At 68.7% G+C, this 15,512-nt stretch carries 12 protein-coding genes; 7 read left to right on the top strand and 5 right to left on the bottom strand.

Annotation, left to right across the window (positions count from 1 at the left end):
- Nucleotides 1-24: 24 nt before the first annotated feature.
- On the bottom strand, nt 25-1,431 hold the full coding sequence (locus tag FXF52_RS32695; protein ID WP_255472574.1) for a hypothetical protein: 1,407 nt from the start codon (nt 1,429-1,431) through the stop codon (nt 25-27).
- 441 nt (nt 1,432-1,872) lie between these two features.
- Between FXF52_RS32695 and FXF52_RS32690 the strand changes: the two genes are divergently transcribed.
- On the top strand, nt 1,873-2,487 hold the full coding sequence (locus FXF52_RS32690) for a dihydrofolate reductase family protein (protein ID WP_148802895.1): 615 nt from the start codon (nt 1,873-1,875) through the stop codon (nt 2,485-2,487).
- Between the two features lie 235 nt (nt 2,488-2,722).
- Nucleotides 2,723-4,057 carry a phytase gene (locus FXF52_RS32685; RefSeq protein WP_148802893.1) on the top strand — a complete coding sequence of 445 codons (1,335 nt, stop codon included), beginning with the start codon at nt 2,723-2,725 and terminating at the stop codon, nt 4,055-4,057.
- A 219-nt stretch (nt 4,058-4,276) separates the two neighbouring features.
- On the opposite strand, the gene FXF52_RS32680 is transcribed toward FXF52_RS32685, so the two are convergent.
- Nucleotides 4,277-4,747, bottom strand: a complete 471-nt coding sequence (locus FXF52_RS32680) for a hypothetical protein (RefSeq protein ID WP_148802891.1) — start codon at nt 4,745-4,747, stop codon at nt 4,277-4,279.
- Nucleotides 4,748-5,232: 485 nt separating this feature from the next.
- On the opposite strand from FXF52_RS32680, the gene FXF52_RS32675 reads away from it, so the two are divergent.
- The 3 genes from FXF52_RS32675 to FXF52_RS43455 all read left to right on the top strand — a co-directional run bounded on the left by FXF52_RS32675 (nt 5,233) and on the right by FXF52_RS43455 (nt 8,062).
- On the top strand, nt 5,233-6,090 hold the full coding sequence (locus FXF52_RS32675) for a MerR family transcriptional regulator (protein WP_148802889.1): 858 nt from the start codon (nt 5,233-5,235) through the stop codon (nt 6,088-6,090).
- A complete protein-coding gene (locus tag FXF52_RS32670) occupies nt 6,087-7,076 on the top strand; it encodes a BtrH N-terminal domain-containing protein (protein WP_148802887.1) in 990 nt (329 codons plus the stop codon). Before FXF52_RS32675 ends, FXF52_RS32670 begins: the two co-directional genes overlap by 4 nt.
- Before the next feature lie 713 nt (nt 7,077-7,789).
- Entirely contained in the window at nt 7,790-8,062 is a 273-nt protein-coding gene (locus FXF52_RS43455; RefSeq protein ID WP_370518056.1) for a GNAT family N-acetyltransferase, read from the top strand.
- A gap of 25 nt (nt 8,063-8,087) precedes the next feature.
- Here FXF52_RS43455 and FXF52_RS32660 read toward each other — a convergent pair whose 3' ends face one another.
- Nucleotides 8,088-8,633: a TetR/AcrR family transcriptional regulator gene (locus tag FXF52_RS32660; RefSeq protein WP_222870803.1), complete on the bottom strand. Its 546-nt coding sequence runs from the start codon at nt 8,631-8,633 to the stop codon at nt 8,088-8,090.
- A 172-nt stretch (nt 8,634-8,805) separates the two neighbouring features.
- On the opposite strand from FXF52_RS32660, the gene FXF52_RS32655 reads away from it, so the two are divergent.
- Nucleotides 8,806-9,684 (top strand): NAD(P)H-binding protein, encoded by an 879-nt coding sequence (locus tag FXF52_RS32655; RefSeq protein ID WP_148802883.1) that lies wholly within the window; start codon nt 8,806-8,808, stop codon nt 9,682-9,684.
- Between the two features lie 109 nt (nt 9,685-9,793).
- Here the strand turns inward: FXF52_RS32655 and FXF52_RS32650 are convergent, their stop codons facing one another.
- Nucleotides 9,794-10,450 carry a bifunctional 2-polyprenyl-6-hydroxyphenol methylase/3-demethylubiquinol 3-O-methyltransferase UbiG gene (locus FXF52_RS32650; protein ID WP_255472572.1) on the bottom strand — a complete coding sequence of 219 codons (657 nt, stop codon included), beginning with the start codon at nt 10,448-10,450 and terminating at the stop codon, nt 9,794-9,796.
- Between the two features lie 367 nt (nt 10,451-10,817).
- Here FXF52_RS32650 and FXF52_RS32645 point away from each other — a divergent pair, with 367 nt between their 5' ends.
- A complete protein-coding gene (locus tag FXF52_RS32645; RefSeq protein ID WP_187413855.1) occupies nt 10,818-11,144 on the top strand; it encodes a hypothetical protein in 327 nt (108 codons plus the stop codon).
- Nucleotides 11,145-11,290: 146 nt separating this feature from the next.
- Here the strand turns inward: FXF52_RS32645 and FXF52_RS32640 are convergent, their stop codons facing one another.
- Nucleotides 11,291-15,319, bottom strand: a complete 4,029-nt coding sequence (locus FXF52_RS32640; protein WP_187413854.1) for a glycosyl hydrolase 115 family protein — start codon at nt 15,317-15,319, stop codon at nt 11,291-11,293.
- Between the last annotated feature and the right edge of the window lie 193 nt (nt 15,320-15,512).

Here is a 15,512-nt window from a genome sequence, read left to right as displayed (position 1 = left end):
CGGGCGGCGACTGCCGCCCTCCGGTCAAGGCCACGTCGATGAGGTCCAGCAGCGGCTGCACGTCGCCGGTGATACGCCGGATGGCCAGGGCGGCTGCCGCGTCGCAGCCCTGGGCCGCGCGTGTGCGCAGGTGCGGCACGACCTCCGGATCGTCGTGCCCGATCTCCAGCAGCGCCCACGCCACCTGCGGCCCCGCGTGCGGCAGCGCGGCGAGCAGTTCCGGAACTGCTTCCCCCGCGCGCCAGCGGCCGAGCACCCCGGCCAACACATCGGCTCGGGGCGGCTCAGCGGCCAGGCGTCGACGGACCGCGGCCAGCACCGCGGGCGTGAAGCGGGCGCGGTCGAGCAGCCGCGGCGCTGGGTGCCCGGCGGCCGCCGCGGCGCACACCGGTTCGATCCAGCGGGGATCACCGAGCCGGGTGAGAGCGGCGACCGCCTGGTACTCGGCGGTGAATCCGCCGCCTGCGCGTATCCGATGGCGAGACCGGCCAGCAGATCCGCGTACCGTCCGGCTGCCGCGCCGGCTCGGGTGAGCGTGTCGAGGGCAGCATGCCGTACACCCGGATCTGGGTCGTGTAACGCGGCCACGACCAACGGAACAACTTGCGCCGGCGCGGAGCGTCTGGCGTCGCACCGTTGCGATGCAGCCCATAGGCCGATCTTGCGCGTCTCCGGCTGGCGGGCTTGCAGCAGGTGGCGGAGCAGGTCGAGCGCGACCGTCGCGGACGGCGCCACGATCAGCTCGTCGGACCAGTCTCCGCCGGGCGCCCAGCAGTATGTGACGGTAGCGCCGTCGTCGATCGCCGAGACCATCGCAGCGATGCTGTCCTGCGGCCAGGGCGTCCCGGCGCACAGGAGCGCAACCCCGGCGGCCACCCGTACTCGCGGCGCGGCGTGTAGGACCCGTTCGGCCAGCACCGGCCCGGCGGCGGCCGGGTCGATCAGGCCCAACGCCAGCGCGAGCGACGCCTGCACCGGCTCGCTGGTTTCCGTCTGCCAGCGCTGCCACAGCGGTTCGGCTGCCGTGCCCGCCTGAGCTGCCGCGTAGGCCGCGGCTTCCCGTACCTCCTGGTCGCCGTCTGCGAGCAGCGTCAGCAGCATCGGCAGCTGCGTGGCGACCGCGGCACGTACATCTGGGAAGTCCTCGCCGTACGCGTGCCGCCGGTCGGCCAGTTGCCCGAGCATCCAGACGAGCTCGGCCCGCCCGTGCGGCGCGGTCCGCGCCAGCTCGGCCAGGAACGGCACGGCCGCGACCGTGGCCGGGTAGACGGTGCCCTGGTGGAAGATGCTGCCGTACAGCTCAGAAAGCGCCTCTTTCGCGGCCTCCCCGTCCGGCGAGCCCACCTGCCGCACCAGGTCCGCGGTATCCAGAGCCTGACCGTATGCATGGCTCAGCTCATCCCAGCCGACATCGTCCAATCCCCGCAGCACGGCGGCAGCATATGCAACCAACTGCGTGGCCAGGGCTCCGGCTTCCCCGAGCGGCATCGGTCATCCGACCGTCGTTCGGACCCCACGACCGGCGGGTCATCGAACTCAACGCCCGAGCCGCAGTGCCCGCGCCGCCCACCACCACGCGGAGGCCCTGCGGCAGCATCGCCCGCAGGCTCGACGGCACCGGCGTGCCGTGCCCGTCCGGCGCCGACCCGGGGCGTAACCTTCACCGCAGCGGCCACCAATAGAGGCTGGCCACCGTCGCGGCGATCCTGGGCAACCCCGCTACCCCGGCCGCCAGGTCGGGAACCGTCAGCGCACCGACCACGATGTCCAGCGTTGAACGCTCCGTCGGACGGGATCCGCGGCCGGCCGATGAGTTTGGGATGCTGCGCGGGTCTACCTACCGACACCACCTGAACCGAAGGGATCACCCCGATGGCAAAGGTCATTTCCACGCTGTTCATCTCGGCCGACGGCGTGGCCGAGATCGACCCCGATTGGCACTTCCCGTACTTCGACGAGAACATGGGCCGCGCCGTCGGCGAGGACTATGACACCGCTGACGTGCTGCTCATCGGCCGCGAGACCTACGACAGCTTCGCCGGCGCCTGGCCCGACCGCGAGGCCGCGGGCGGGGACGACGCACCGTTCGCCAAGCAACTCGGGGACATGCGCAAGGTGGTCGTCTCACGCCAGCCGCTGGAGTTCCCCTGGCGCAACTCCGAGCTGATCAAAGGCGATCTCCTCGATGCCGTCACCTCACTCAAGGCCGATGCCGGCGTCAGAGGCATCCTCATCCCCGGGTCGATCTCCGTGGTGCAGCAACTGCTCGCCGCCGGGCTGGTCGATGAGCTGCGCCTGCTGGTGCATCCGGTGGCGGCGCGTAAGGGCCGCAGGCTGTTCGACGAGGGCGACGCGCCGTACCACCTGAGAATGACGGCGACGGAGGCGTTTCCGACGGGCGTGATCCGCGTGATGTACTCGCCGACCGCGGCACCCGCCAAGGTCGGCTACGACGAGGTCAAAGACCAGGTACCCGCGGGGAAATAGCCCGCCCTTCACGGGGACTGCGCAGGTCGGGGTGCCCGGGGAGGCCGAATGCCTGGTCCCCGGGCACCCCGCGGTGCGGGCTGAAGGGGCGTAACCGGTATCGCGCGGGTTGCCCAGGCGACGAGGTCGGTCGGCATCGACGTCACGTACCGTACAGCGCCGATAATCGCCGATTTTCACCCACGGCAACCACCGGTCAGATCGGCGGTAATCTCCGTCCCGCAACCTGGCTGCCGTGACGTACACATTGAACGCCGTGGTCGCGGTGGGCAGCATCGTCGCCGCGCTGCTCGCCCCGCCCCACGCCAGTGCCGCCACCACACAGCCCGCGGTCGTGACCACCGACAGCGAAACCCCGGCCCTGTACGACGACGAGGCTGGCGGGAACGCCTCCGGCGACGACCCGGCAATCTGGGTCCACCCGGCCGACTCCCACAAGTCGATCGTGATCGTGACCGCCAAGGAAGGCGGCCTCCGCGTCTACGACATGGGCTCGCGAGAGCTCCAGGCGCTGCCCGCCACCGAGGCACCGCGGGTCGACACCGCCGCGGGCCGCTACAACAACGTCGACATCGCGTACGGCGTCAGCCTGCCGGGTCGCCGGGTCGACGTCGCCGTCGTCTCGGACCGCTACAACGACCAGCTTCGGTTCTTCGTCATCGACCCGGCCGGCGCAACGGCGCGCACCCCGCTGACCGAGGTCACCGCAACCGACCAGAGCTTCCTCTTCAACCCCGACCGTCAGACCGTCGACGACGAGCACACCGCGTACGGCCTGGCCATCTGGCAACCGCGGCCCGGTGAGACGTACGCCGTCGTCACCCAGGAGGGAACGACGACCATCGCGACCGCCCGCGTCATCGAGATCGGCGGCAAGCTCGGCTACACGGACATCCAACGGCTCACCATGCCGAGCACCTTCCCGCTGCCGGACGGGACGACCTGGGTTCCCTGCGAGGAGCCAGGCGTGCTGCCGCAACTCGAGGGCGTCGCGGTGGACCAGGCCTCGGGCGTGCTCTACGCCGCGCAGGAGGACGTCGGCCTGTGGCGGCTGCAACTGCCGCTCGGCTCGGGCAGCCAACCGAAGCTCATCGACCGGATCAAAAACTTCGGAATCCACGACGTCTACGACAGCGAGACCGAGGAATGCCAGCCGGTCGACCCGAACGCCAAGGGCTACGGCGGAAACCTCCTCACGGCTGACGCCGAAGGCGTCGACATCTACTACGGGCCGGGCTCGACCGGGTACGTGCTCGTGTCGAGCCAGGGCGACGACACCTTCGCGGTCTACGAGCGCCAAGGCGCGAACAGCGGGCTGGGGCGCTTCCGGGTCAAGGGCGCCGGCGGCGCCGACGACATCAACGGTTCCGACGGACTCGCCGTGACGAACCGTCCCGTCGGCGGCTACCGGCAGGGCCTGCTCGTTTCGCATGACGAGCCCGAAACCGGGCCCGACGTGGACGACGAGCGCGACGCCACCAACTTCTCCTACGTCTCCTGGGGTGACATCGCCCACGCGATGTCCCTGACCGTGAACACGCGAGCGGGAAACGACCCGCGCTTCGGCTGACCCACCCGCGTGACCGGCCTGCTCGGGGAACTCCTGAGCGGGCCGGTCACCTACGCATTCCCTCACCGGTCCCCTGAGCGCTCCGGCCTGGGCGGTGCCGCCAGCCCCAGATGCCCAGACCGACTGGGTTTGGCCACCTTCGCGGCCGCACTGGTTCACCTTCCGGCACGCCCGACGAACGCTCCGTCAGCGCGACCGCCTGCGTCCACGTCGGCATCGCTACCCCGACCGCCTGCCGCTGATCGTGCAGCGCCGCACCAACGCTGCCGCCTCGCGCACCATGTCCTGCTCGAGCTGAACGCGCTCTGCCAGATTGTCCTCCCACAAGTCGGCCAGGAAGGCGAACGTGGCCAGGGGCCCCGGGAACCCGAGAGAGCCGGCATGCGAAGCGATGGCGTGCGCGCCGTTCACTGGGGCGACAGCTCCGGATACGATACGCCGCGCATACGAACCGACCACCTCCCAGACGGCTTGGTCGGCGTCTGGGAGGTTAGGCAAGCCCAGTTCGTCGACCACTTGGTACAAGAGCTCACGCGCCTCGCGGTACTCGCCTCGCGAGAGCCCAGCGAGTTCCCGCAACGATGGGCTGTCCAGCCCTTCGGCAAGCGCTTGCGCCGCAATCATCGGCAACTCCTCGCTAGCCAGATCACCGGCCAGCACGCGCACCCCGACGTCCCGCATGTCGATCACGCCCCGAGTGTCGAGGCTCTGCTGATCCCCGTCCACCGTGTTCCGCTGGACCCCTCGCTTGTAGTACGGGCGACCGACCGGAACCTGGCCGCCATCGTCGCCCGACCTGGTCCATCAAGAGGCTGGCATCGTCAGCAATGACGCCGCAGCGGGCTGTTGGGGGTGTTTGAGGAAAACCCCATCGTCCGAGGAGATCGAGAGAGTACGCAAGCTGCTGTCATCGGCCGGTCAAGAGGCCGATGACGAGCAGCGCAAGGGATAGTCGATATCGCGCAGTACTCGCGATGCGGGCCGGGGAACCGACGGGCGAGGGTGCACCCTGACGGGGGTGACCCGGCAGAGCGTGCATGTCTGGCTGCGGGCAATGACGAGGCTGCTCTGGCCGGGTTGTGTTCCACGATGATTTCCCATGTACGGCGCGGCAGAGGCCGAGAGCCGGGGTTGACCCTCTCCCAGGGGGAGGGTCGAGGCTGTTGGAGGCGCAGATGACGGGGTTGATGCCGATCGGAGTGTTCGCGCGGGCGACCCGGTTGTCCGTTCGAGCGCTGCGCAACTACGACCGGCTGGGTCTGCTCGTTCCGGCGTGGGTCGATCCGGGTACCGGTTACCGCCGGTACGGCGTCGACCAGTTCCCCCGAGCGGGGCTGATCCGACGGCTACGAGAGTTGGAGGTGCCGTTGCCTGAGATCGCCGAGATCCTGGCGGCCGATACCCCGGAGCAGGCACGCGCCGTTATCGAGCGGCACCGGGAACGCGTGGCCGCGCGGGCGGCCCGGCTTGACGAGATTGCTGGGCGGTTGGGGGCCGTGCTGGCCGAGCCGGGGCGCGTGCCGGGCTGGCTGCACGTGTACGAACGGTGGCGCCCCGCCCAGCCGACCGCCCGCGTGCTGGTGCGTACCCCGCTGAGCGGGCTGGCCGAGGCGCTGGCGCCCGGGTTCGCGCGGCTGTTCGCCGGCCTCGCCGCGCAGGGGATCGCACCGACGGGGCCGGCCGGGACCCGCTACCTCAGCGACGACCTCGACGCGGCGGAGTTGGAGGTGGAACTGTTCGCGCCGGTGGGACGCCCGCCCCAGCCGACCGCGACGATCGCGGCCGGGGAACTGGCGGGCTGTCTGCTTGCCGCGACCGTCCACGAGGGCGGCTACGACGACATTGAGACCGCGTACCGGTCGTTGGGGCGCTGGATCGCCGAGCAGGACCGGGTGCTGGCGGGCCCGGCCGAGGAGCGCTACCTCGTCTCGCCCGCGCCCGGCGTACCCACGGCCGCGCTCCGCACGGAGATCGCCTGGCCGGTCCGGCCCCCGACCAGCCCGGCCCATTCAGCAGATCAGGAAACGAAATGATCATCGAGAATGCGGCGTTCCCCGCCGGTCAGCACTGCGAGACCACCACACTCGGCGCCCTGCTGCGCCACGAGGGTCTCGACCTGTCCGAGCCCATGCTGTTCGGCCTCGGCGAAGGTCTGGGCTTCGTCTACTGGGACGCCAAGGGCATGGACTTTCCATTCCTCGGCGGCCGCACCAAGCCGGCCACGATCACCCGGACGGTGGCCGACCGGCTGGGCCTGGCGCTGCACATCCAGGAGACCGCCTCACCCCGTAAGGCCTGGCAGAACGTCGCTGCCGCCCTCACCGCCGGACGCCCGGTCGGCCTGCAACTGGACTGCTACCACCTGGAATACTTCACCGCGAAGGTCCACTTCGGGGGCCACTTCGTCGCGATGTACGGCTACGACGACACGCACGCCTACCTGATCGACACCGCGCAGCAGGGCGGCGCCGTGGCGACCACGCTGGCGAGCTTGGCACGGGCCCGCAACGAACGCGGACCGATGACCGCCCGCAACCTCTCCTACACCATCGCCAGCCCCACTGGCCGGCCCGATCTGGGCGACGCCATCCGGGCGGCCATCCGCATCAACGCGCACGCCTTCCTCAACCCACCCATCGCCAACCTCGGCCACAGCGGCATCGCCAAGGCGGCCCGACAGGTGGCGCGGTGGCTCGACCGCTCAAACGACCCTTCCCTCGACCTCCCGCTGGCCGCGTCGCTGATGGAACGCGGCGGGACTGGCGGCGCCCTGTTTCGCGCCATGTACCGCGACTTCCTCGCCGAATGCGCCACGATCGTCGACGACGACAACCTCCGCCTCGGTCACCAGCTGTACGCCGAGATCGCCCCGTTATGGACCGAGGTCGCCCACCACATCACGGCCGCCGGAGAAGCCGGCGTCCCAGACCACCTGACCCGCGCCTCGGCAATCCTCACCGAACTCGCAGACAGGGAACGCCACGCCATGCAGATCCTGATCGGGATTCGCACCGACTGATACGGCAGTCGCACTTCGTGATGTTGCCGGTCCGCCGTACACAGTCGTCCGGCAACTCCTCGCCCGCAGCCACGGCCCGGACGACTCGCCCGTGTTCGTCAACTCGAACCGGCAGGACGCGCCCTGGTCCTAGGCGACAGGGAACGCAGGCATCCTCGCCTTCCTCCGTCGGCTCTACCGCCCCGACACGCCGGAGGTCGTGCCCTACAGCCACCTTCCCGTACGCACGGCGGGTCTGGCGGACGACTCACCTCGTCCACGGTTGACCTCCGGCGAACGGTCACCGGGGTGGAAAACGGGGTGACCTGCTGCCCACGGCCGGTCAGGATGGGTCATGTTGGTCGATTACTTTCCGCTGGTCGGGTTGCGGCTGGCAACGCCACGGCTGGAGTTGCGGCTGCCCACGCCCGAGGAACTCGGTGCCTTGGCGGGCCTGGCCGCCGAGGGCATTCACGAACCGGACGTGATGCCGTTCACTCAGCCGTGGACCGACCAGCCACCCGCCGACCGCGCCCGCAGCGTGATCCAGCACCACTGGCTGCGGCTTGGCAACTGGGTGCCACAAAGCTGGTCGCTGAACCTCACGGTCCTGAACGACGGTGTCGTGGTCGGGCAGCAAAGCATCAGCGCGGACAACTTGGAGGTCACCCGGGAGGTGGCCACCGGCTCGTGGTTGGGACTACGCCACCAAAGGACAAGAGCTCGGCACCGAGATGCGCGCCGCTGTGCTTCACCTTGCCTTCGCCGGGCTGGGTGCGGCCGAGGCCGTCTCCGGAGCGTTCGAACACAACCTGGCCTCCCTCGCCGTCTCCCGCAAGCTCGGCTACCGGCCCGACGGCATCGAACGCCACGCCATTCGCGGCTCCGTGTCGATCCTGCGCCGGCTACGGCTCACCCACACGGCATGGGAGCAGCACCGCACGGTGCCCGTCACCATCGAGGGGCTCAGCCCCTGCCTGCCCTTGCTCGGCATCAGCGCGGCGTAACCATCGGCGGCCAGATGGCTCCCGCTCAGTTGCCCGAACGCTGCGGTCTTCCCTTGGTGCCGGGTTTGCGGATGCCGTCGAGCGCGAGTTGGAGGTGGCGTCGCCAGTCGGCGTTGCCGCCGGGTTTGAAGTACATGGTGGAGATGACCCCGCTGGCCACGAGGGTGAAGTCGGCGAGGGTGAGGTCGGCGCGCACCCGACCGGAGGCGACGGCGCGGTCGATGATGCGGGTGACGGCTGCGGCGAACTCGGCCTTCTGCTGTCTGATGCGTTCCCATTCAAGGTCGTCGGAGCCCATCAGTGCCAGTTGGAAGCTGGCGTCGCCGTCGGCGGCCTCGAGGTAGTTGCGCAGGATCGTCTCGAAGGCATCGCCGGCGTCGGTGATCTGTTCGGCGGCGCGTGCGAGCTCTGCCATGCCGTGGAAACGCTCGCCGACCATCGCGGTGAGCAGCGCTTGTTTGTTGGGAAAGTGGCGGTAGAGGGTACCCATGCCCAGGCCGGCGCGGGCGGCGATCTCCTCCATCTGGGCTTCGCGCCCCCGCCGGGCGAACAGTTCACCAGCGGCGACCATGATCCGCTCGCGGTTTCGGCGCGCGTCGGCGCGCAGGGGTCGTTCGGTCTCAGTCATCGCTCACACGTTTCGGGCACCGCTTGACAAGCGGAATCCTAGTTCCGTAACGTGCGCCAGGCCAACAGGAATCGGAGTTCCGCTTCCGCTACGCCCAGCGCGAGGTTCGGGTTTCATGATCGTCATCACCACTCCCACCGGCCAGATCGGCCGCCAACTCCTCGACAATGTCCTTGGCAGCGAAAAGGCGATCCGGGTGATCGCGCGCGACCCGTCCCGGCTTTCCCCACGGGTGCGCGAGCGCGTCGAGATCGTGCGGGGATCAACGGATGACCTCGACGTCGTCAACGAGGCCTTCGCAGGTGCCGACACTGTGTTCTGGCTCGTGCCGCCGAACCCCCGCGCCGAGAGCATCCCCGGTCACATCCTGGACTTCGTCCGGCCGATGTGCGATGCGATCAACAACCAGGGCGTCAAGCGCGTGGTCGGCGTGTCGAGCCTGGGCCGCGGGACAGCCAAGAACGCCGGGCAAATATCCGCGATCTTCGCCATGGACCATCTGGTCGAAAGCACGGGTGTCAGCTACCGCTCACTGTGCCCGCCGGGGTTCATGGAGAACATGCTCTGGCAGATCGCGCCGATCAAGAGCCAGGGCCTATTCTTTTCGCCGGTGTCCGGGGAGCGCAAGGTCCCCATCTGCGCCACACGCGACATCGCCGCCGTCGCGGCCGATCTGCTGCTCGATGACTCCTGGAGCGGACAGGACAGCGTGCCGATCCACGGCCCCGAGGACCTGTCCCACAATGACATGGCGGAGATCATGTCGGCGGTACTGCGGCGGCCGATTCGCTTCCAACAGGTCCCCGCCGAGGCCTACAAGGCCACCCTGACACAGCAGGGGATGACCGAGGCGTGGGCGCAGGGCATTGTCGACATGGCGACCGCGGTTGATCAGGGCATCTACAACGCCGAGCCGCGCACCCCGCAGTCCACCAGCCCCACCAGCTTCCGCCGCTGGTGCGAGGAAGTACTCAAGCCAGCCGTCCTCGGTTGAGCATCACCACCTGAGACTGGTCCGTGTCAGTGTCCCCGCTCGCCGCGCCATGAGCGGGCCGGGACATGCACAGGTCAGCCCCATCGGCGACTCCTCGCAAGCCCCACCATTATCGGGCGTCGATTGCTCGGACCGTGCGGAGCAGGAAGCCGGGCAGAATGAGCTCCCGGCCGTCGGTCGACGCGGCCACGTCGATGTCCTCGACCTCCGTGTCGACCCACGCCGGCTCGGCGAAGCCCGCCCGCAGCAACTCTTCGGTCACGCCCCAGCCCTGGCCCGCCTGCAGAGCTACCGCCAGCACGAAGACGGTCGCGCCCGGCGCGGCGAGGCCGGGAAGTAGTGCGAGGTATTCGTCGACCTCGCCACCGCCGCGCCGGTTGAGGCTGTGCAGCAGCCCCGAGTCGAAGACCGAGTCGAACGGCGCTGACGGCAACGACAGGTGCGTGGCGTCCTGGACCTCGAAGTGCACCGTCAGGCCCTCGGCGGCGGCCTTGGCGCGGGCCATGTCGATCGCCACGCGCGAGATGTCGATCGCCGTCACCTCGTAGCCTCGTCGGGCGAGGGTGATCGCGAGATCACCCGTGCCGCAGCCGATGTCGAGCACTTTCGGGCCCTTCACGCCGTCGTCGAGCACCCGCGCGAGTGCCGGCTGCGGACCGCCGATGTCCCAGGGCGGCCCGCCCGAGTCGGCGGTGTCGCGGTAGAGCCCGTCGTAGTCGACGTCATAGGGCTCGTCGCCGCCGACCTCGGCGTTGCCTCCGCTCACCGCAGACCCCCTCTGGTTGGCCGCCGGCGGGAACCTCGGCTCGACCAGCACGTTCACCGGCGGGTAGGAGGCGATCCTACGTCGCGACAGTGAAGTAGGCCGTACCCGAGCGCGGCCAGGGCGGCGGCGGCGACGTCGAAACCCCGGCGGAGGAGGCGGTGCCGCCTTCGGCCGGTGCTGAGGTGCAGGCGAGGCATGGCGGCGAGCATGCCCGGACCGGCTCTCCATCCTGAAGGTTTCCAACAACTTCGCGGCCGGATCTTGTAGCTTGTTTTCGGAAACAGATACCCTCCGATGGAAGATCCACCGTCCACCTGGGAGGTACTGGACCATGCGCAAGCTGATGTCAGCGCTCGGAGCAGGGGCAATGCTGACGGCCGGCCTGTTCGTCGGCGCCGCTCCGGCGCAGGCGGCGACCTGCACCCTGGTGCAGTCCGAGATCTACAACGGGGCAAACATCATCTCCTGGGCGCAGGGCCTGGAGGGCTGCTCCGGCGACGTCTACTGGGAGATCCAGTCGGGTGACAGCGGCACCTGGCAGGTCGCGCAGAGCGGCACCACTCACTACGACAACAATGTCCAGAGCTACTACGGCGACGTCGACCTGCCGTGCTACCTGCGGGTCTACGCGAAGTTCGGCTCGCAGGAGAAGCTCACGCAGCCGGCGCGCAACAACAACTGCGGCGTGGGCTGAGGCGGAACGCCGGGCGGGGGCATCTGTCCCCCGCCCGGTTCGACCTGCTCACTCCGCAGATGACGAAACGGCCGGACCTGGCAGGTCCGGCCGTTTCGGTTGGTAGCGGGGCAGGATCTGATGGTGCTCTGCTCGATGTCAGGGCGTCATGAAGCGCTCGCTCTCCGGCCGCTGGGGGCCTGGAATCCGGTGAGGCCGGGTGTGTCGTTCGTGGTCAGGACGATCTGGTTGAGCACCAGCCCGGCTTCACGAGGCGCCAGCGTGATCGTGTGCTCACCCGGCTTGAGCGCCAACGCGGCCCCGCCGAGGTTCGTGCTGCCGTACCAGGTCTCGAACCCGGTCTCCGGCGAGCTCTTGCCCGACTGGTATCTCCACTGCCCGTCAACGATCACATGGTAGGAGTCGGCGTCGGGGTTCGGGTTGCTCGAGTTGACGAACAGGTAGTACGTGCCACCGGTCTGGACGTCGACGGTGAAGTCGAGCCGTGGTGGTGCTCCTGCCGCGGAGCTTCCGTTGACCTTCTGCGTCGGGCCGGCCCTGAACAACGCCTCGGCCTGGGCCGCCGAGGTCGCCAGCCACTGCGCCTTCGCGCTGGCGTCGGCCGGCGGGACGACCTGCAGGCCGTTACGAGCCAGCGCCCAGCCGTGCGTCCCGTTGTTGCTGTCGGTCGCGTGGGCGGAGGCACTGTTCTCGAGCGCGTCGGCCGCATCAAGGACGACCAGACCGTCCTGCTCCAGGTACGGGCCGACCGGCGCACCGTCCGCCCGCCGCACCGTGACGGTCAGCACCCAGACCTTTCCGCCTCCCGCGGTGATGGAGACCTCGGCTCTTCCGACCCTGTGCCCGGTGATGCTCAGCTCACCGTCCTTGACCGCGACCGAGACGGCGCTCTCGTTGTCCGACTCCGCGGCCGCCACGTCCGCCACACCCTCGACCGTGCTCGTCCGGCCCACCGACGTCTCGATCGCGGGCAGCCGGCGAAGCTCCGGCATCACGCCGGGAAGTGGCGCAACGGTCGCCCTCTGGGCTGCGGCGATGTTGTTCGGGCTCTCGGGCGGGCCGACCAAGCCGTCACCGACCGCGCCGTCGCGAGTCTCGATGATGATCCGGTCGAAGAGGATCGCCGCGTCCGAGCGGTAGACCGTCAGGTTGTGCCAGCCCCGTGTGGTCACGTCGACGGTGAAGTTCAGGGGTTCGATCTGATGCATGATGTTGAATCCCCAGGTGCTGGTGCTCGTGCCGGCGACGGAGTTGCCGCGCAGCAGGCTGGGGACCTGGTCGTCGAGCCCGACCGCCGTGCGCGCGGTTCGCGGCGTGCCGTCGTCCTCTGTGCCCTCGTTCAGCGTCGGAATTCGGTAGAAGGTCCCGGTGAACCTCCCGGTGGAGGTGAAGTACACGCGGTATCTCAGGCGGGCGGTCGTCTCCAAGCCGGAGTCGACCCGGGGCGCAATCTCCGGAAAGCTGCCCATCGATGCGCCGCGCTGGCCCACGCCCTCAAGGGGGGCCCACCGGCTGCCGTCGGCGCCGGGCACGTTCTCGGAGAAGTGCTCGGCCTCCAGGGCCACGTATCCGTTGGCCTCCAGGTGCGCCGGCTCGGCGACACGGCGCAGATCCACGGCAGCCCGCTGCGCGTTGACCGTGAACGTCGCGACCGGGTCGCCGAGCTTGGCGCCGTCTGCGGCGTTGAAGACCCGGATCGTCCCCGTCGTGGCTGGGTGGTCCTTGGCGACCGTCACCGTTATTCGTTGCTCTGTTGCGGTCGTGCCCGAGCGCCGAGAAAGGGTGATCCACGGGGCGTCCGCCTCGGCGGCCCACTCCTGCGGGCTGGCTACGTCGTCGCGGGAGAACACGTCGAAGAACCGCTTGTCGTCGGGCGCGGCCGAGTTGAAGGTCAGCGTGCCGCGGCCGGGCTCCTTGCTCCCCTCGGCGGCGGCGCCCACCGCATCGGTCGGTGTGGCGACCCGGGCATACCGGTCGTTGGTGAGCATGACGGTGCCCTCGTTCGGGAAGCCTTCGGGATGGCTGTGGCCGATGGCGTGGTCCCACTTGCCGTCGCTGATCGTGTTCCAGTAGGCCTCGTCGGTAAGGATGCGCTCGCGGGCCTGCTTTGAGAGCAGCTCGTAGCTTCCCGCGCTGGCGTAGCGGCCTTGGGCGGCAGCGAGCTGGTTCTTCCAGTAGTAGCCGATCTGCTCCGCCATGTTGCGGTAGGACCGGACTCGGTGAAGCACCTGCTGATAGAACGCGGAGCGATAGCGCGGGTCGAGCTTCGCGGAGACACCCTCGAGGATTCCCACCAGCTCGTTGGACTCGTTGATGTAGCGCTGGAGCTCATCCCCGTCCGAGGTCGCGCTGAAGGGGAAGACCTGACCGTTGTGGATCCTCCCCGAGCTCGCGTTGGACGAGTTGATCTCCCCCCAGAACTCGGCGCGCTTGGTGTTCTCGAGCGCATCGAACCGTTCCAGCGCGTTGGCGACGACGGCAGCGTTGTTGCCCCTCAGCCGGAAGTCTCGCTGCACGTGCTCGGTGAGGAACTTGCTCCCGATGTTTGTGTCGTCATAGCCCTCGACGTCCCACGCGAGCTTGGCGAACAGGTCCAGTTTGATTTCGCCGGGCTTGATGTCTCCGACATTGAGGATCCAGTAGCGCCCCGCACCGGAGTTCCACGCCCGACGCAGCTGCTGCACCATCAAGGACATCGGCGTCGAGTTCAGCCACAGATAGCTCTTCGGCTCGCCCCAGTAGGAGATGTGGTAGTAGACGCCGTTCCCGCCGGACCGGGCGGCTTCGGTCCGCGTGGGCACCTGGCGCAGATAGCCCTGGTTGTCCTCGGCCCACATCAGGGTCACGTCGTCGGGGATGTGGTCCTTCAGCCCGGCGTTGTAGAGATCGTTCATCTCCTTGTAGGGGATGAACACCTGCGGCACAGCGTCGGCTTTGCCGTAGACCTCGGCGATCAGCTTGCGCTGCTCGCGAATGACGTCGGCCTCCATTTCGACCTTGTCCTTGAACCCGTACGGATTGCCGGGTGTGAACGCCGCATCGCTGTCGTGCACACCGCGGATGCCCAGGGCAAGGATGTTCTCGAAGTCGGCGTTGGCGACCACACGCTGACGCCAGTACTCCAGGATCGCGGGCTTGTTGATCGAATAGTTGAAGGCCGCCACGGCGTCCGAGCCCTTGATGTCGAGCGCATCCTTGTTGCGGTCGTACCACTGTCGCCACTCGCCCTCGTTGTTGCGCAGCATCAACTCCGCGTGGGACGAGGATGCGACCACGCCGAACGCTGCCGCCTCGCGAGCGTTGATCGGTGTCCCCTTGTCGTACCTCCCGGTGTCGGTGACCGCGTTGAACGCCGTCGAGGCCAGGTGCATCGCCGGCCACAGCGTGTTCAGCCTCAGCCGCAGCATCAGCTCATAGACGTGCCGGTAGAAGTTGACATCAGGCGTGCCGTTGCCGGTGGGGAACTTCCTCTTCGCCCACGCGACGGTGCGTTCTTCGTCGTTGATGAAGAATCCGCGGTATCTGACGTCCGGCCCGTCGTCGACCCGGGTCTTGCCTTTGACCTCGACGTCGTCCCGCTGCTTGACCGGCACGTCGCTGTACCAGTACCACGGCGAGACGCCGATCTCCTCGGAGATCGAGTAGATCCCGTAGATCGTCCCCCGGGCGTCACTGCCCGCGATCACCAGTGCTTTGTCGACCCCAGGGATCGGGTCCGTGATGGTCTTGGCCGCATACGCCTCCCACCTGCCCTCGATCCCGGCGGCCTCGTCGAACTTGCCGGCTCCCACGATCTCGTCGATCAGCCGGCTCTGACCGATCTGGCCGACGATGATCGCGGTCCGCTGACCCACGGCCTCGGTCAGCAGGGCCGGCAGCTTGCTCTGGTCGGCCTTCGCCAACCGCGCTTCCTTGGCCGACTCGCCGTCGACGAACACGCTCTGCACCGCACCGGGATCGATCGCCCCGGTCACCATGGCGACGTCCTGCCGCAGGTCCTGCACCGCGCGGCGCACCTGCGTGTAGTCCCGATCGCCGTGATCGCCGCCGTACGACGGGTCGATCAGGATCGGAGAGGTCGCCTGACCGTCAAAGATGGTGAAGTCACCCGAGGATGCGTCCGCCGATGTCACCCCCACCGACGTCAGGGATGCGGCCAGCACAACGCCGGTCACGACAGCCGCGGACCACCGCCTGGCCCGACCCGCGAATCTGCGCTCGTCGAGCTGCACACCTCGACCTCTTAGTCCGGGCTGCGACATCCCTCGCTCCTCTCGTCCGACACGTCATCGAGTGGCCGGCACGGTCGCAACGTAGGGAGCAGGCGACAACTTCTGCAAGGTATTGCCAGAATTGCCATTGTCGTGG

The sequence above is a fragment of the Micromonospora sp. MP36 genome (genome assembly GCF_008119785.1).
In the GTDB taxonomy this organism is placed as follows: Bacteria; Actinomycetota; Actinomycetes; order Mycobacteriales; family Micromonosporaceae; genus Micromonospora.
Note: the sequence above shows the minus strand (reverse complement) of the source record. Positions and strands in the feature narration are given on the sequence as shown.